The following is a 17205-nucleotide window of genomic DNA, read 5'->3' as shown; positions in this document are numbered from 1 at the left end:
AGGCCGACGCGCAGGCCGCGTTCTGCGCGTTGTGCAGGCCGCGCAGCGAGCCGATGCCGCCCAGCCTCGCGACCTCGCGGCGGGCGCCGCCGGAGGCCTGCACGATGGTCTCGCGCTCGACATAGACGCCGTCGGGCAGCGGGTTCTTCACGGAGATCCGCACCACGCGCTTGCCGGTCTGGTCGAGCCGGTCGGCAATGTTGCGGCACCAGCCATCATCGACGCCGACGATGGACGTGCCCTGCGGCTGCACGCCGGCAACTAGCCGCGCTTTCACGGCGGCGTAGTGCTCCAGCGTGCCGTGGCGATCGATGTGGTCTTCGCTGACGTTCAGGAGAATGCCGACGGACGGATCGAGCGAGGGCGCGAGATCGATCTGGTAGGACGACATCTCGACCACATGAACGCGCCCCATCCGCGGCGGCTCCAGTGAGAGGATCGCGGTGCCGATATTGCCGCCCATCTGGGTGTCGTAGCCGGCGACCTTCATCAGATGCGCGATCAGCGCGGTCGTGGTCGACTTGCCGTTGGTGCCGGTGATGGCGACGAACGGCGCGTCCGGCGCGTGGCGGCCGCGCTCGCGGCAGAACAATTCGATGTCGCCGATTACCTCGACGCCGGCCTGGCGGGCCATCAGCACCGACCAATGCGGCGCCGGATGCGTCAGCGGCGCGCCGGGGGTGAGGATCAGTGCCGAGAAATTTGCCCACGACACCGTGCGAAGATCGGCCGTGGTGAAACCGGCCTGCGCCGCCTTGGCGATATTGTCGGCGCTGTCGTCGCCGGCGATCACTTCGGCGCCTCCGGCCTTCAACGCGTGGCAACTCGCGAGGCCGGAACCGCCGAGACCGAACACGGCGACCGTCTTGCCCGCGAATGACGTGACGGGAATCATCGCGTGCGGCTCACCGCAGCTTCAGCGTGGAGAGGCCGGCGAGCGCCAGCATCACCGAGATGATCCAGAACCGGATCACGATCTGCGGTTCGGTCCAGCCCTTCTGCTCGAAATGATGGTGCAGCGGCGCCATCCGGAACACGCGTTTTCCCGTCAACTTGAACGAGGCCACCTGCACGATCACGGAGACGGCTTCGAGCACGAACAGGCCGCCGATCACGGCCAGCACGATCTCGTGCTTCACCGCCACCGCGGTCGCCCCCAACATGCCGCCGAGCGCGAGTGAGCCGGTGTCGCCCATGAAGATCGAGGCCGGCGGCGCATTGAACCAGAGAAAACCGAGGCCGGCGCCAAGCACCGCGCCGCACAGCACCGCGAGTTCGCCGGTGCCGGCGACGTACCGGATCTGCAGATAGTCGGAAAACACCGCGTTGCCGGTCAGATACGAGATCATGCCGAAGCTGGCCGCGGCGATCATGACCGGCACGATGGCGAGGCCGTCGAGACCATCAGTCAGATTGACCGCATTGCCGGCACCGACGATGACGAAAGCGCCAAAGATCACGAAGAACCAGCCGAAATTGATCACCACGTCCTTCAGGAAAGGAACCGCGAGCGAGGTCGATGTGACATCGCGGCCGAGCCGCACCAGCGCGTAGCAGGCGACAAGCGCAATCACCGCTTCGATCAATAGCCGCAGCTTGCCCGCAAAGCCGCTATGGCTCTGCTTCGTCACCTTCAGATAGTCGTCGTAGAACCCGACGAAGCCGAAGCCGAGCGTCACCGCCAGCACGATCCAGACATAGGGGTTGAGCGGATTGGCCCACAGCAGCGTCGAGACGACGAGGCCGGAGAGGATCATCAGCCCGCCCATCGTCGGCGTGCCCTTCTTGGAGATCAGGTGGGATGCCGGGCCGTCGGTGCGGATCGGCTGGCCCTTGCCCTGCCGGAGCCGCAGATGATCGATGATCCAGGGGCCGAACAGGAACACGAACAGTGCGCCCGTCACCATCGCCCCGCCGGTGCGGAAGGTGATGTAGCGAAATACGTTCAGCGCGCCGCGGAAGATGCCAAAACCGGGAACGGTGTTGGAAAGCTCGATCAGCCAGTAAAACATTCAAAAGGCCCTATCACGCGGCTTGGTTGCGCCGTCTTTGGCGGGAAGCGCTTTGGCAACGCCTTGATAATCGTTTTCATCCTCAAACCAAGCAAATCTTGGTCATGCCTGGGGTATTGACGAATCACGTCTCGCGAAAAAGCGGGCCGCCTGATACGGCCAGTCTACGCCTTTGCCTGCAAGGCGGCCAGCAGGCGGGGCACAAACTTGTTCACCCAGAACATCTTTTTGCTGCCCTTGACCACCACCACGTCCCCTTCCCGAAGCAATGCGGCGATTTGTTGGGGATCGAGCGTCGCCGGGTCTTCATGCCAGCCCAGCGCCCGCTCCGCCGGAACGAGATCGTATAAATGGCGCATCAGGGGGCCGACGCAGTAGATGCCGTCGATATCAGGCAGGTCGCCTGCGAGCTTCACGTGATACGCGGGCGCCTCAGCGCCCAATTCCAGCATGTCGCCGAGAATGGCGATGCGCCGGCCTGATTTCACCGGCCGCGCCTTCAGGCTGCCGAGCGCGGCCACCATGCTGGCCGGATTGCCGTTGAAACTGTCGTCGATCACGGTGACGCCGGAGGCCGCCTGCTCCACGCCACGGCCGGTCATGATGCCGACATGGCCGAGCTCTTTCGCCAGCGCCGCCGGATCGAGCCCGGCGGCATGGATCGACGCCAGCGCGGCGAGCGCATTCTGCAGGCGATGCGGCGCGCCCGGCGTCAGGCCGAATTCGATTTGCTTGCCGTTCACCTGAACGGCGACGTTCCAGCTCTCGCCCTCGGGCGTATGCTTCAGTTCCCGCACCTCGGAGGCCTCACCGAAGCGGACGACCTTCCCGTTCCATTCCCGCGCCGCGACATCCTCAGGCAACACCAGCACGCCGTCGTCAGGCAGGCCCTGCGCGATGCTCACCTTTTCGCGCCGGATCGCTTCCAGGCTGCCGAGCTTTTCCAGATGCACCGGCTGCACGTTCACTACCAGCGCCACCGTCGGCCTTGTCAGTTCGCTCAACCGCGCGATCTCGCCGGTCTGGTTCATGCCCATCTCCACGACCCAGACACTCGCCTTGGGGATGGCATTGCACAGCGTCAGCGGCACGCCCCAGAAATTGTTGAAGCTGCTCGGGCTGGCATAGGCGTTCGGATACGCGGCGAGGAATTCCTTGGTACTGGTCTTGCCGGCACTGCCGGTCAGGCCGATCACTGGACCTTCGAAGCGCGCCCGTGCGGCGCGTGCGAGCGTCCAAAGCCCGTCAATCAACGTATCCTTCACGACCAGTTGAGGAACGCTCACGCCGGCAATTCGATGCGGAACGATCATCGCCACCGCGCCGGCCGCTTCCGCCTTGTCGGCGAACTCCCAGCCGTCGCGTGCGCTGGCGAAACTGGAGATGAAGCCGCCGCTCGGCGTGCCGCTCAACGCCACGAACAGGCATCCCGGTTTTACCAGGCGGCTGTCCTGCGTGACGAAATCAATCGACGTACCGGGGAATTCGCCCGGCAGCCCCAGCGCGCGCGCAACTTCGGCAACCGTCCACAACGCGCTCATACCACCCTCGCTGCGAGTGCGGCCGCCACCGCCTCATGATCACTGAACGGCAAGACCTTGTCGCCGACGATCTGGCCGGTCTCATGGCCCTTGCCGGCGATCAACAGCGCATCGCCGGGCCGCAGCGCCGCGATCCCTGCCTTGATCGCCTCGGTGCGATCGCCGATATCGGTTGCGCCCTTCGCCGCGGCCAGAATGGCGGCGCGGATCGCAGCCGGATTTTCGCTGCGCGGATTGTCGTCGGTGACGATGACCTGATCGGCATTCTCGGCCGCGATCGCGCCCATGATCGGGCGTTTTCCCGCATCCCGGTCGCCGCCGGCGCCGAAGATGACGATCAGCTTGCGTTTCGCATAGGGCCGCAGCGCCTGCAGCGACTTCGCCAGCGCGTCCGGCTTGTGCGCGTAATCGACGAAAATCGGCGCGCCATTGTGTTCACCGACCCACTCCAGCCGCCCCTTGGCGCCTTCGAGATGTTCGAGCGCGGCGAACACCGCTGAGGGATCGCTACCGGTGCCGATCGCGAGCCCCGCAGCCACCAGCGCATTCTCGATCTGGAATTCGCCGACCAGCGGCAGCCTGATCGTGTAATTGCGTCCGCGATGTTCCAGTGCAAGGTTCTGCGCAAATCCTTCGACGCTGGCACCGACGAGGCGGATACCTTCGCCGTCACCATCGGCATTGCCGCCGACGGCGATGACCCGCAAACCGCGCGTCCGCGCCGCCTCGATCACTTGTGGCGAGCAATCATGATCGGCCGAGATCACGGCTGCGCCATCAGGCGCGATCAGGTCGCGGAACAGCCGCAGCTTGGCCGCGAGGTAATGCGCCTCATCGGGATGATAATCCATATGGTCGCGCGACAGGTTCGTGAAGCCGCCGGCGGCGATGCGGACGCCATCGAGGCGGAACTGGTCGAGCCCGTGCGAGGATGCCTCGAAGGCCAGATGCGTGACGCCGTCGCCCGTGATCTCGTCGAGTTGCTTATGCAGCGCGATCGGGTCCGGCGTCGTCAGCGAGCCGTAGACGGTGCGTTTTGGGGACACCAGCCCGATGGTGCCGATGCTGGCGGAAACGTGCCCGAGCCGTTCCCAGATCTGGCGTGTAAACGCCGCCACCGAGGTCTTGCCGCTGGTCCCGGTCACCGCCGCTGTTGTCGCGGGCTGCCGCGGATAGAACGTTGCGGCCGCCAGCGCCAGTGCGCGGCGCGGATTTGGCGTGACGACAAAGGGCACGCGGCCAGCCTGGGAAGGACGATCGCCGGCTATCGCAACCGCGCCAGCCTGTATCGCCGCATCGATGAAGCGCGAGCCATCGGTCTTGCTGCCCGCCAGCGCAAAGAACAAATCGCCCGGCTTCACGGCGCGGCTGTCGACGCTGAGGCCTTTCACATCAACAGCTTCCGCCTGCGGCTCGATCGCAGCGTCATCGCTGAAGAGGTCGCGAAGTTTCATCTTGTTCCAGTCCGGCCGGCGCAGTCGGGCGCGCCTGATCCTACGCCTTACTGGGTTGTCCTCGATGCCGCAAGAATAAGGCGGTCGGACGGCGGCAGATCGAACCGCGGCTCGACGCCCAAGAGCGGTCCGATACGGGCAATCACCTTGCCGCCGGTCGGCACCGCGTTCCAGCCCGAGGTGATGAAGCCATGGGTTTCCGGCAGCGCCTTCGGCTCGTCCAGCATGACCAGAAGCTGATATTGCGGATTGTCGGCAGGGATGATGGCGGTGAAGGAGTTCAGCACCTGTTTCTTGGAATAGCGGCCGTTGACCACCTTTTCCGAGGTGCCGGTCTTGCCGCCGATATAGTAGCCCTTCACGTCGGCCTTCTTGGCGGTTCCGATCTCGGCGTTCAGCCGCATCAGGTAGCGCATCTTCTCGGAGGTTTCGGTCCGGAGCACCTTCTTGGCGATGGCCCTCGCCTCCTCTTCCGACCGCTTCAGGAAGGTCGGGGGAATCAAAAGACCGCCATTGATGCAGGCATTGATGCCCATCACCGCCTGCAGCGGCGCCACCGCGATGCCGTGGCCGAACGACGCCGTGATGGTGTTGAGCTCGCCCCAGCGCTTCGGCACGATCGGCGACGCGCTCTCCGGCAGTTCGGTGCGCAAGCGGTCCATCTGGCCGAGCTTCTTCAGGAACGCCTTGTGCGCTTCCACGCCCTGCGCCAGCGCGATCTTGGCCGCGCCGACGTTGGAGGAGAAGGTGAACACCTCCGCCAGCGTGATGTTGCGGCCGACCGGATGGGTGTCGTGAATGGTGAACTTGCCGAACTTCAGCGCGCCGCGCCCGTCATAGAGCGTGTTGAGGTTGGCCTTGCCGGAATCCAGCGCCATCGCCAACGTCAGCGCCTTGAAGGTCGAGCCCATCTCGAACACGCCCGTGGTCAGGCGGTTGATGCGCTCGGGATCGTGCGCTTCCTTCGGATTGTTCGGATCGAAATCCGGCAGCGACACCAGGGCGACGATTTCGCCGGTCCTGACGTTGGAGACGAGGCCGGAAGCCGCCTTGGCCTTGTACTTCTCCTTCGCCTTCAACAACTCGTCGCGCAGCGCGTGCTCGACGCGGAGATCAATCGACAATTCCACCGGCTTCTGCAGGCGATCGGTGGCGAAGCCGGCGCGGTGCAGGTCGGCCAGACCGTTATTGTCCAGCCACTTCTCCATCCCGGCGATGCCCTGGTTGTCGATGTTGACGAGGCCGATCAGATGCGCGACCGCAGCACCCGTCGGATAGACGCGCTTGTTCTCGCGCAGGAAGCCGATGCCGGGAATGCCGAGCTTGTGGATGTCATGCTGCTGCTTCGGCGAGATCTCGCGCTTCAGCCAGACAAAGCCCTTGCGTGATGACAGGCGCGCGCGCGCCTCCGCGGTATCGAGGTCCGGCAGCGCCGCGGTCAGCAGTTCGATCGCCTCGTCCTTGTCGATGATGCGCCGGGGTTCGCCGAACAGGCTCGGCGCCTTGACGTCGGTCGCCAGCACCTCGCCGTTGCGGTCGACGATGTCGGGCCGCGCGGTCGCGATCGCGTCCTGCGAGGCGGCGCGGCGCGCGCCGTGGCTGTCGGCGCCGACCGCAAACATCACAAGACGTCCGGCCAGCACTGCATAGACCGCCGCAAACAGCAGGATCGCAAGGCCGACACGCGCCCGCGCCTTGGCGGCGCGATCGACATTGCGCCCGTAAAGCAGGCTGCGGATCAAGCGCTGCCGCCACGGTTCCGCAGGCTTTCTCTTCGTATGGGTCAGCGCGCGGCCGGTCATTGCTTATCTCCCGCTGCCGGCACGGAGCCGGTCGTGGGCGGCGCCTCGGCAGCAGCCTCGATGGTGTTGATCATCGCGCCGATCGGATCGGGCGCGCCCGGCCGGGCAAAGGCCGGCGGCCGTTCTGGCAGATTCTTCAGCTGGTCATATTGCGTGGCGACCAGCGGCTTCAGCCCGAGATGGCGCTCGGCCAGACCCTGCAGCCGCAGCGGCGCATCGAGCTTGGCCCATTCCGCGCGCAGCGCCGCGATGGCGTCGCGCTGCTCGCGAATTTCCGCGTTCAGCCGCAGCACGCGCTCGACGCGCGAGGTCGATTCCATCTTGATCCGGTAGACATAGGCGGCCGCGAACACCAGCACGCCGATGACGAGGAAGTGGATGATCCGCATCGGTCAGCCTCCCCTCATCACGTCGGCGAGAACGGGCCATGCGGGCAAGCGATCCGCCGCATGCGGGGGCGCCGTGGTGCGTTCGGCCGCGCGCAGCTTGGCGGACCGCGCGCGCGGATTGGCAGCCACTTCGGCGTCCGTTGGCGTAACCGGACGCTTGGTCAGGATCTGAAAGCTCGGCGCCGCCTGCGCCACTTCGGGCAAATGCCGCGAGCCACCGCCGGTCTTGCTGCGCGCGTTGAAGAAATCCTTGACAATGCGGTCTTCCAGCGAATGGAACGACACCACCACCAGCCGCCCGCCGGGCTTCAGCACACGTTCGGCCGCGGAAAGCGCCAGATGCAGTTCGTCGAGCTCGGCGTTGACGAAGATCCGCAAGCCCTGGAACGTGCGCGTCGCCGGATGAATCTCGTTCGGCTTGGAGCGCACCACTCGGCCTACGATATCGGCCAGCGCCTGTGTCGTCGTGACCGGCGCCTCTTTTCGCGCCGCCACGATCGCGCGCGCCACGGCGCGGGAATGGCGCTCCTCGCCGAAGATATAGATGATATTGGCGAGATCGGCCTCGGAGGCCTTCGCCACCACATCCGCCGCGGTCGGGCCATCGTGTCCCATCCGCATGTCGAGCGGACCGCCGAGCCGGAACGAGAAACCGCGCTCGGCCTGATCGAGCTGCATCGAGGAAACGCCGACGTCCATCACGACGCCATCCACTGCAGCGATGCCTTGGCCTGCGCAGACTTCCGCAAGGTTGGAGAACCGGTCCTCGACCAGGGTCAGCCGTCCCTCGGACTCTTCCACCAGATCGAACCCGCCGGTAACCGCTGACCGGTCGCGGTCGATGCCGATGACCTGTGTTCCCGCCACCGTGAGGATGGCGCGGCTGTACCCCCCGGCGCCAAAGGTGGCGTCGACATAGATGCCGCCATCCCTGGGATTGAGCATCTCGACCGCCTCGCGGCCGAGCACCGAGATGTGGCGCGGCGCAGACGGACTCATGCGCCGTCCCCTGGCGTTTTCCAGCCTGCGATATGAAAACTGGACGCGATCCGGCCCATTGCGCCTCGAATCTCTGCGCTTCGCCGGGCTTTTCCGACCAAAGGGCCGCGCCCCCGCGCGACTACCGCTTCTCGCCCCGCCGCGCGCCCGCTCATTTCCAGACGGAATTTGCTGGGTTGCCATGGCATTTCGAGCGTGAAACAGGGCCTCGGCCGTCCCCAACCCGGTTCGGCTCTTCACCACTTAGTAACGACACTTAGCGTTAAGAAAGCGTTGATGATCCCCGACAGGTTTTGTGTGTATTCCAAAGCGTTTTCGAGCGAAGTGGGTACCGGTTCGCGTGAAGAAAACGCGTCAAAACAAGAATCTGGAGGTTCGGTTCTGATTCAATCAGAACCGAAGCTCTAGGCGGTGGAAAATGGTGATGCGCCTTGCACACACCATGGTCAAAATGCGAGGTGGAACTCGGCGGGCAATTGCGCCGCGCCTAACGTAAACGACCAGTAAATGATATTGCCGTTTGAACCACGATGTTGCCGCTCTGCCGCCCCGTTTGGGTTTAAAAAATGACTACTGGTTCGTTCGCATCTGCTGGTAATGATTCGAGGCGTCAACGCGCCCTTCCCGTACCCAGGGCCAACGCCGACATGAAGACCTTTACCCCCGATTCCTCGATCGCTTCCGACGTCATCCCCTCGCCGAACCATGGCGACCGCAACAACGGCCGCGTCGCCGACATGATCCTGCTGCACTACACCGGCATGCCGGATGTGGAAGGCGCGATCGCCCAGCTCTGCACTCCTGGCACCGACGTCTCCGCGCATTACATCGTGCTGGAAGACGGTCGCATCGTGCAGAGCGTGCCGGAAGCCAAGCGCGCCTGGCACGCCGGCGTCTCCTCCTGGGCCGGTGAGGACGACATCAATTCCTGCTCGATCGGGGTCGAGATCATCAACCGCGGTCACGACTGGGGCTATCCGGATTTCCCGTCGCGCCAGATCGCCGCCGTGATCGCGCTGTGCCGTGGCATCATGCTCCGCCGCAAGATCGCCGCGCATCGCGTGCTCGCGCATTCCGACGTAGCACCTGCGCGCAAGAAGGATCCCGGCGAAAAATTCCCGTGGCACTTGCTGGCCAATTCCGGCGTCGGCCATTGGGTGCAGCCGGCGCCGATCGTGCGCGGCGAAACGCTCAAGCTCGGCATCATCAGCGACGATGTCGCCAACATGCAGGCGGCGCTCGCCAAATACGGCTACGCCATTCCGATCCACGGCAAGTTCGACGGCCCGACCATGGAAGTGGTCACGGCCTTCCAGCGCCACTTCCGCCCCGCGCGCGTCGACGGCATCGCCGACCACTCGACCATGAGCACGCTGCACGCGCTGCTGGCGAGCCTGCCGGCGGACGCGATGACGACAGTGGCGGCGAGGTAGTTTGTAACCGCCGTAATTGCGAGCGAAGCGAAGCAATCCGCCTCTCATTCGGAAATGGATTGCTTAGCGCCGCAGCGGACGAAGCGATTATAGCGTGTGATGAGACATGCCAACCGGTTCTGAGGATGTCAGTAATTCGGGGTATACCCGAAGTGGCCGGACCACGATCAGAACGACGCTTTTGACCCGTATCGGAAGTCAGCCTGCGAAATCGTGCACCCGGTCGTGTCCAGTTTCCGGCGTCCATCGGTGCCGGATATCAGACGTTCATCCTGCGGACCGAATGCCTCGTGGGTCGATATCTTGGTTCGAGGCGATGTAATCAATCTCGCCGCGTGTAGCGCCGATATCCATCAGCTCCCTGTCACTTAGGTCGTTCAAGGTAGCTTGTAATCTCTGGCGTTCGCGTCGTTCCTGAAACGCACCCCAACATCTCTCGAAAAAGGTGGAGGCGCGCCGCGCCAATGCGGCGGTCAGACCCGGCCCTGTTGCACCATAGGTCGTGCTCATCACGGCATCTCCCCTGAGTGTGTTCCCGCTCAGATTAGGGTGCCAAGGCAAGGGCACGCTTGACATGCGACTTACATTTTCCTCACCGGCGGCTTACTCTTGGGTTCCAAGCGTTGCCGGAGCGCGCTCACGTACGACCGGAAGCCGGCTGAAGCCTGCTTAAGGGATGGGCAGCTTGCGCTATCTCTTTGAGGACTACTCATTAGATACCGACCGCCGCGAGCTGTATCGCGGGGCGAACGTTGTCTCCATCGCGCCACAGGTATTCGACCTGCTGGACTATTTGATCCGTAACAGGGAGCGCGTTGTCAGCAAAGACGACCTCATCAACGCCATTTGGAATGGCCGCAGCGTGTCGGATGCAGCGCTCACTACCCGCCTGAATGTCGCCCGAAGCGCGATCGGAGATTCCGGTGAGGGACAACGCCTTATCAAAACACTGCCGCGCAAGGGCTTCCGTTTCGTCGGACAGGTACGGGAAGCGCAGGGGCCCCCTGGCGCGGCAGCTACCGATAGTCCAGTTGATCTGCCCAATCCCTCGCTCCCTGACAAGCCCTCCGTCGCCGTGTTGCCATTCCAGAACATGTCCAGCGATCCCGAACAGGAATACTTCGCGGACGGAATGGTTGAAGAGATCACTACGGCGCTTTCGCGTTTCAAGTGGTTGTTCGTGATCGCGCGAAATTCGAGTTTCACTTTCAAGGGGCGAGTGGTCGATATCAAGGAAGTCGGACGGAGGCTTGGCGTGCGCTACGTCCTTGAGGGGTCTGTGCGCAAGGCGTGCGGAAAAGTTCGCATCGCTGGACAGTTGGTTGATGCCGTGACGGGCGCGCACATCTGGGCGGACAGGTTCGAGCGTGACCTGATAGACGTTTTCGCTCTCCAGGACGAAGTGACGGTCGCCGTTGTCTCGGCCATTCAGCCGAAGCTGTTTCAAACAGAAATTGCAATGGCGGCGCGAAGGCGACCGGAGAACCTCTCCGCCTATGACTATTATCTCAGAGCCTTGCCGCAATATTACCTGACGACCCGCGAGGGGATGGCCGAAGCGATTAGGCTGGCTCATCGCGCTTTGGAGCTAGACCCTCGGTTCGGCTTAGTCGCTGCTCTCGCAGCCAACTGTCACACGCTCAACGTCCTTTTGGGCTATTCGGCCGATCCTCGATTCGACCGCAAGGAAGCAGTTCGGCTACTTCGCTCAGCACTAAGCGCGGATGATAGTGATCCTGAAATCTTGGCAATGGCTTGCTTGGTCTCGGCGTTCATGGTCGGCGATAGTGAAACTGAGATCGAAATGGCTGACCGGGCTGTCGCGCTCAACCCAAACTCATTAGAGGCATGGAACGGCAGGGGCTGGGTCTATTGGGTTGCGGGGCTGCCGGAGGAAGCGATCCGGAGCTTTGAACGTGCCGTTCGCATGAGCCCGGTAGACCCGCGGCTACACAATCCGTTCGCCGGGATGGGGTATGCCCTTATTGAGCTTGGTCGCTTTGATGAGGCCATCGTCGCAGGGAAGAAAGCGCAACGTCAGAACCCCTCCTTTTCGCCAGCTTACCGCTGTCTCGCGGCTGCTTTCGCCCATCTCGGACGTGGCGCGGAAGCCCGGGAGGCGGCGGCGCGTCTGCTTGGGGTCGATCCCTCCTTTACAATAACTTCGTGGATTGCTCGCGGCGGGCCATCAAACGCGAAGCTGTTGATTGAGGGTCTTCGGAAAGCGGGGCTGCCCGAGTAGCTCTCCATCCCACGAGGTGATCGAATGGCGGCACTCTGCTGCGGCGCATGAGTCCGGTTATGGCCCATCGCGTCGTTTCGTTGCTATGCAACAATGCGTCGGTTATCGGGGGCACAGCGGACTCTGGCAAGCCGTCCTCCCGGCGCGCTTATGGGTTCACGGCCTAGCTAGTCGCGATCCATCTCCGCGATCCTTCGCGCATAGAGCCTTCGCAGCGGCTCCAGTTGCGTCGCCGCCGTCGCTTCCAGATACGCCGCGCGCGCCGCGTCGCGCCTCCCGAGCCGGCGCAGCAGATCAGCGCGCACGGCAGGCAGCAGTTCATAACCCTTCAGCCCGCCGCGCGCTTCCAGCGCATCGATCAGGTCGAGCGCGCGCGCCGGCCCGTCGACCATCGAGACCGCCGCGGCGTGGTTGAGTTCGATCACCGGCGACGGGCTGATCCGCAGCAGCACTTCGTAGAGGCCGGCGATCTGCCGCCAGTCGGTATCGTCGTAACTCGGCGCACGCGCATGCAGCGCCGCAATCGCCGCCTGCACCGCATAGGATTGCGGGCGTCCCGGCATCCGCAGCGCCTCTTCGACGAGAAGCAAGCCTTCCGAAATCTGCGCGCGATCCCATAGCGAGCGATCCTGCGCCTCCAGCAGCACGATGTCGCCGCCTGCGGTCTCGCGGCCGGCCCGGCGCGAATCGTGCAGCAGCATCAGCGCCAGCAATCCCTTGATCTCGCCGCGTCCTGGCATCAGCGCATCGATGAGCCGCGCCAGCCGGATCGCTTCGCACGCCAGATCAGGCCGCATCAGATCCTCGCCTGAGGTGGCCGCATAGCCTTCGGTGAAGACGAGATAGATCACGGCAAGCACACCGCTGAGGCGCGGCCCCAGCGCGTCGCGCTCCGGCACCTCATAGGGAATGCCGGCAAGGCGGATCTTCTGCTTGGCCCGCAACAGGCGCTGCGCCATCGCGTCTTCGCTTACGAGAAATGCGCGCGCGACCTGCGCCGTCGTCAATCCGCACACCGTTTTGAGCGTCAGCGCAACCTGCACTTCGGCGGCAAAGGACGGATGGCAGCAGGTAAAGATCAGCCGCAGCACGTCGTCGTCGAACCCGCCGTCGGACGGCTCGCACGGCAGGGAGGCATTCAGCAACAACTCATGCGTCAATTGCTGCTGCTTGCCGCGAAACGCGATGTTGCGCCTGACACGATCGACCGCCTTGTTGCGGCCGACATTGACCAGCCACGCACGCGGATTAGACGGCGCGCCGGCGGCGGGCCAACGTTCCAGCGCTGCAGCAAACGCATCCTGCAAGGCATCCTCGGCGAGGTCGAAATCGCCGACGAGACGGATGAGCGTGGATAGCGCCCGCCCCGCCTCGTCGCGAAATATTTTTTCGATCTCGCGCGGTGTCATGCGATCTCAATGATCGGACTCACCGTCAATCATACACCATGATCGGCCTGACCTCGATCGAACCAACCCTGGCGGTTGGAATTCTGGCGGCAATGCCCAGCGCCTCATCGAGATCCCGGGCCTCGACCAGGTAATAGCCGCCGAGCTGCTCGCGCGTCTCCGCAAACGGACCGTCCGTGGTTAGCATCTTGCCGTCGCGAACCCGCACGGTGGTAGCGGTCGCCGTCATTTGCAGGGCGTCGCCGGCCTTGAAGTTGCCGCTCTGGATGATGGACTGGGTGAATGCGCGGTAGTCCGCCGTCATCTTCTGGAGCTCGGAAGCGTCCATCTTTGCCTGCTCGGCTTCGTTTCGATAGATCAACAACAGATACTGCATTTTTTGAAACTCCTTCTGACCGGCTGGATCGCCGACACCCAGTCGAATGGCCATCCCGCAAAACGACATCGTCAGGATAATTTATTGCGGGCCGGGCGCGGAGGCATCCCGCAAACGCACGATGCAGCGCGCGAGGCTATCCGGCTGCTCGATAATATCGAATTAGTCGATAATAACAGCCAATATTATTCGTTTGTCAAAACCACCCTCACGCGTAGCCTTACGCCCGCGCGCGCGTTCACGGCGGTTTCGCGATCACAGCGGTTTGCCGGCCCATCACCCCATCAGATGACGCGCTGGAGGATTCATGACGACAACAATCGACGGCTCCGGCCTTCCCTCGCGAACCTTGCTGCCGTTTCTGGATCGCGAGCACACCATCGCCCGGCCCGGCTATAGCCGCTGGATGGTTCCACCGGCGGCGCTGTGCGTACATCTTTGCATCGGCCAAGCCTACGCTTTCAGCGTATTCAACCTTCCCATGACCAAGTTGATTGGTATTACGGAGTCGACCCCTGCCGACTGGAAGCTCACCGAACTCGGCTGGATTTTCTCGATCGCGATGGTCTTCCTTGGTTTGTCCGCCGCGGTGTTCGGACGCTGGGTCGAGGAAGGTGGCCCCCGCCGGGCGATGTTCACCGCCGGTGTATGCTGGGCCAGCGCGTTCCTGATCTCGGCGCTCGGCGTCTATCTGCACAATCTCTGGATCATCTATCTGGGTTACGGCGTCGTCGGCGGCTGTGCGCTCGGCATCGGTTATATCTCGCCGGTCTCGACATTGATGAAATGGTTTCCCGATCGTCCCGGCATGGCCACGGGAATGGCGATCATGGGTTTCGGCGGCGGTGCATTGATCGCCTCGCCGCTGTCGGTCTGGCTGATGGGCAAGTTTGCCAGCTCGTCCGATGTCGGCGTGTTCGCCACCTTCGTCACGCTAGGCTGCGTGTATTTCATATTCATGATGGTCGGCTCGCTGATCGTGCGTGTGCCGGCACCGGGCTGGAAGCCCGCGGGTTATGTTCCGCCCGCCACCGCCAGCAAGCTGATGACGAACAACGACGTGTTCGTCTATCAGGCGATCAAGACGCCGCAGTTCTGGCTGATCTGGATCGTGCTGTTCTGCAATACCACCGCAGGCATCGGCGTGCTCGGCCAGGCCTCCGCCATGAGCCAGGAAATGTTCCCCGGTCAAATCACGGCGGTGGCGGCCGCTGGCCTCGTCGGTCTGATGAGCCTGTTCAACATGGGCGGCCGGTTCAGCTGGGCCTCGCTGTCCGACTTCATCGGACGGAAAAACACCTACTTCGTCTATATGACGCTTGGCTTCGTGCTCTACGTGACGGTGCCTTATGCCGGCGCGAGCGGCAACGTCGTGCTGTTCGTGATCTGCTTCCTGATCATCGTCAGCATGTATGGTGGCGGCTTCTCCACCGTGCCCGCCTACCTGCGCGACATGTTCGGCACCCGTTATGTCGGCGCCATCCACGGCATTCTGCTGACGGCGTGGTCTGCCGCCGGCATCGCAGGACCGGTGCTGATCAACTACATCAGAGAATACAACGTCACGCATGGCGTGCCGAAGGCGCAGGCGTACAACACCACGATGTATATCATGGCCGGGCTGCTCGTGGTCGGCTTCATCGCCAATCTCTGCGTCAAGGCGGTCGACAAGCGTCATCATATGAAGCCCGAAGTGGATGCCGATTTGGCGCAGGCCGCACCCAGCCGCGCGTAAGGAGGCAGTCATGGAGCCATCACACGCAGAAACGCCTTTCACACAAGTGCTGTTCCTCTGGGCGGCGTTCCACGTCTCGCGCCTCGTCGCATCGATGGAGCCAAAATATCTCGCCGGCCAGATCAGCGCCGACGTCGCCGCAACCGGCAATCCCTCGGGCGCATAGGAAAAATCATGCAGAATACCTCGACATCGCAAACCACGACGCTGCAATTGGTTCTGGCCTGGAGCTTCGCCGGCATACCGCTGCTTGCGGGAGTGGCCCAGACCCTCGTCAATGCCATGAAGCTGTTTCAATAGGCCATTGTCGAACCGGGAAATGCGATTATGACGAGGCGCCGGCTTGAGCGAGCCGGCGCCTCAATTCCTTCACTTCCTCGAAGCGCTTCGTCACGTCGCGCATGACCGCAACGGTACCGGCGACTGCCCGCGCATCGTCGCGCAGCAGCACGATGGTGAATTCGACCGAGATGCGTCCGCCGTCTTTGGTCAGGCCGGGCACTGACAACAGATCGCCGTGACCGTAACGGCTCGTTCCCGTCTCCATCGTGTGACGAAAGCCGGCCCAGTGCCGCGCGCGCAAATTTTCGGGAATGATCAGGTCGAGCGATCGTCCGATAGCCTCCCCAGCCACAAAGCCGAATATCCGCTCCGCACCGGGATTCCAGAACGTAATCAGCCCCACCTGGTCGGTTGCAATGACCGCATCGGAGGCACTGTCGAGTAGCGCATCGCAAAGCCCGGAAGGAACATCCATCGCGCGTCCTCGCTCGATTCCGCTACGTTGGTCTGAACCCGCGCAACCGCGTTGGCAAGCGAAGAATGGCGATCTCTGTGATCGACGAGACCGATACGACAATGGCGCCGATCACCGCCGCTTGCGGGCGCCACGTTTCGCCGACGCTGGTTCCACCGCTTGCTTTGTCTGCGCATCGGCCAGCCGATGCATCAGTTCGACTGCGCTCGATACGTGATCGTCCTGCCGATCGAGCGGATAAACGACGTAGGCCGGCAGCGTGAATTGCGGCGCGCCGCCGACGGCGTGAACGCGCTTCGCTTTCAATAAAGGCTCTACAATGCGGTGCGCGAAAAACCCGGAACCCCCATTGTCCAGCAGATGCTGCAATCCCAGCCAGCCGACATTCGCAGTCAACGACGGACCTGTGAAGTTCGGAAAGAAAGCACTGTGGCGAGCATAGAATTCCGGTCCCCAGTCGACATAGACATACCCGTGCTGCGGCTCTGGCGCGCCCTTTGGGTCGGTCGATACCAGAATGAGCCGCTCGACGAACAATTGCTCGACTTTCAAGCCGGGACGGCTTTGCGGCGTATACATCACGCCAATATCGATGCGTCCTTCCACCAGCCCCTGCATGATCTCAGGCTCAAGCGCGCTTTCCGCCCGGATCAGAATGTCCGGATTGGCCGTCTGCATCAGCGGCAACCATCGGAGCAGATATTCCTCCCACAGGCCGATGCGGCCACCGACGACGAGCGTCCCGCTAAAGCCCTTGGGAATGCCGACGTCCTGACGCGCCTGCTCGACGGTCCTCACCAGCGCCGAGGCATGGCGCTGAAATTGCCTGCCCGCCGGCGTGAGCGTGGCGCCCGCCTTGTTGCGAACGAACAGCGTGCAACCCAATTGCTCCTCGAGCGAATGAATGCGCGTGCTCACGGTCGATTGGCTGACATGGAGACGCTCCGCGGCAGCGATAAAATTGCCCGCGGTAACCACGGTGAGAAACGTTCGGGCCAGTTCGGTATCCATGCCGCGCGCAAAACCTTCAATCGACAATTTCGATATCAAATGCCG

Annotated in this window: 17 protein-coding genes; 5 read left to right on the top strand and 12 right to left on the bottom strand. The window is 63.2% G+C overall.

Annotated features, from left to right (window positions below; all coding sequences use genetic code 11):
* The 7 genes from CQ12_RS40685 to rsmH form a co-directional block, all read right to left on the bottom strand.
* The coding region (locus CQ12_RS40685; RefSeq protein ID WP_198164401.1) for a Mur ligase family protein at positions 1 to 895 on the bottom strand (895 nt) is incomplete at its 3' end.
* A 10-nt stretch (positions 896 to 905) separates the two neighbouring features.
* Positions 906 to 2012, bottom strand: a complete 1107-nt coding sequence (mraY, locus tag CQ12_RS40680) for a phospho-N-acetylmuramoyl-pentapeptide-transferase (protein ID WP_057840845.1) — start codon at positions 2010 to 2012, stop codon at positions 906 to 908.
* 164 nt (positions 2013 to 2176) lie between these two features.
* The gene (locus CQ12_RS40675; RefSeq protein ID WP_057840844.1) at positions 2177 to 3553 is read right to left on the bottom strand and encodes a UDP-N-acetylmuramoyl-tripeptide--D-alanyl-D-alanine ligase; all 1377 of its coding nucleotides are present in this window, start codon (positions 3551 to 3553) and stop codon (positions 2177 to 2179) included.
* Positions 3550 to 5007: a UDP-N-acetylmuramoyl-L-alanyl-D-glutamate--2,6-diaminopimelate ligase gene (locus CQ12_RS40670; RefSeq protein ID WP_057840843.1), complete on the bottom strand. Its 1458-nt coding sequence runs from the start codon at positions 5005 to 5007 to the stop codon at positions 3550 to 3552. The genes CQ12_RS40675 and CQ12_RS40670 overlap by 4 nt, the downstream gene beginning before the upstream one ends.
* Before the next feature lie 47 nt (positions 5008 to 5054).
* Positions 5055 to 6809 (bottom strand): peptidoglycan D,D-transpeptidase FtsI family protein, encoded by a 1755-nt coding sequence (locus CQ12_RS40665; protein ID WP_057840842.1) that lies wholly within the window; start codon positions 6807 to 6809, stop codon positions 5055 to 5057.
* Positions 6806 to 7198, bottom strand: coding sequence for a cell division protein FtsL (ftsL, locus tag CQ12_RS40660; protein ID WP_057840841.1), 393 nt, complete (start codon positions 7196 to 7198; stop codon positions 6806 to 6808). The genes CQ12_RS40665 and ftsL overlap by 4 nt, the downstream gene beginning before the upstream one ends.
* A gap of 3 nt (positions 7199 to 7201) precedes the next feature.
* Positions 7202 to 8197, bottom strand: a complete 996-nt coding sequence (gene rsmH, locus CQ12_RS40655; RefSeq protein ID WP_057840840.1) for a 16S rRNA (cytosine(1402)-N(4))-methyltransferase RsmH — start codon at positions 8195 to 8197, stop codon at positions 7202 to 7204.
* 647 nt (positions 8198 to 8844) lie between these two features.
* Between rsmH and CQ12_RS40650 the strand changes: the two genes are divergently transcribed.
* The gene (locus CQ12_RS40650) at positions 8845 to 9630 is read left to right on the top strand and encodes an N-acetylmuramoyl-L-alanine amidase (RefSeq protein ID WP_057840839.1); all 786 of its coding nucleotides are present in this window, start codon (positions 8845 to 8847) and stop codon (positions 9628 to 9630) included.
* Between the two features lie 267 nt (positions 9631 to 9897).
* Here CQ12_RS40650 and CQ12_RS43180 read toward each other — a convergent pair whose 3' ends face one another.
* On the bottom strand, positions 9898 to 10140 hold the full coding sequence (locus CQ12_RS43180; protein ID WP_083519712.1) for a DUF1127 domain-containing protein: 243 nt from the start codon (positions 10138 to 10140) through the stop codon (positions 9898 to 9900).
* Positions 10141 to 10306: 166 nt separating this feature from the next.
* Here CQ12_RS43180 and CQ12_RS40645 point away from each other — a divergent pair, with 166 nt between their 5' ends.
* Entirely contained in the window at positions 10307 to 11872 is a 1566-nt protein-coding gene (locus CQ12_RS40645) for a winged helix-turn-helix domain-containing tetratricopeptide repeat protein (protein WP_083519711.1), read from the top strand.
* 167 nt (positions 11873 to 12039) lie between these two features.
* On the opposite strand, the gene CQ12_RS40640 is transcribed toward CQ12_RS40645, so the two are convergent.
* Both CQ12_RS40640 and CQ12_RS40635 read right to left on the bottom strand, forming a co-directional pair.
* Positions 12040 to 13281 carry an RNA polymerase sigma factor gene (locus CQ12_RS40640; RefSeq protein ID WP_057840838.1) on the bottom strand — a complete coding sequence of 414 codons (1242 nt, stop codon included), beginning with the start codon at positions 13279 to 13281 and terminating at the stop codon, positions 12040 to 12042.
* Between the two features lie 25 nt (positions 13282 to 13306).
* A complete protein-coding gene (locus tag CQ12_RS40635) occupies positions 13307 to 13657 on the bottom strand; it encodes a YciI family protein (protein WP_057840851.1) in 351 nt (116 codons plus the stop codon).
* Between the two features lie 307 nt (positions 13658 to 13964).
* On the opposite strand from CQ12_RS40635, the gene CQ12_RS40630 reads away from it, so the two are divergent.
* Genes CQ12_RS40630 through CQ12_RS47350 form a run of 3 tightly spaced genes read left to right on the top strand, consistent with a single transcriptional unit; the run spans position 13965 to position 15692 of the window.
* On the top strand, positions 13965 to 15392 hold the full coding sequence (locus tag CQ12_RS40630; protein WP_057840837.1) for an L-lactate MFS transporter: 1428 nt from the start codon (positions 13965 to 13967) through the stop codon (positions 15390 to 15392).
* Between the two features lie 10 nt (positions 15393 to 15402).
* Positions 15403 to 15558: a hypothetical protein gene (locus tag CQ12_RS44770; RefSeq protein WP_157088796.1), complete on the top strand. Its 156-nt coding sequence runs from the start codon at positions 15403 to 15405 to the stop codon at positions 15556 to 15558.
* Between the two features lie 8 nt (positions 15559 to 15566).
* Positions 15567 to 15692, top strand: coding sequence for an MFS transporter small subunit (locus CQ12_RS47350; protein ID WP_283807444.1), 126 nt, complete (start codon positions 15567 to 15569; stop codon positions 15690 to 15692).
* 25 nt (positions 15693 to 15717) lie between these two features.
* Here the strand turns inward: CQ12_RS47350 and CQ12_RS40625 are convergent, their stop codons facing one another.
* Together CQ12_RS40625 and CQ12_RS40620 are read right to left on the bottom strand one after the other, a co-directional pair.
* Positions 15718 to 16149, bottom strand: a complete 432-nt coding sequence (locus CQ12_RS40625; protein ID WP_057840836.1) for a PAS domain-containing protein — start codon at positions 16147 to 16149, stop codon at positions 15718 to 15720.
* Positions 16150 to 16260: 111 nt separating this feature from the next.
* Positions 16261 to 17160 (bottom strand): LysR family transcriptional regulator, encoded by a 900-nt coding sequence (locus CQ12_RS40620; protein ID WP_057840850.1) that lies wholly within the window; start codon positions 17158 to 17160, stop codon positions 16261 to 16263.
* Positions 17161 to 17205: the final 45 nt, after the last annotated feature.

This window comes from Bradyrhizobium jicamae (genome assembly GCF_001440395.1).
GTDB lineage: Bacteria > Pseudomonadota > Alphaproteobacteria > Rhizobiales > Xanthobacteraceae > Bradyrhizobium > Bradyrhizobium jicamae.
This window is presented reverse-complemented; position numbering and strand designations above follow the sequence as displayed.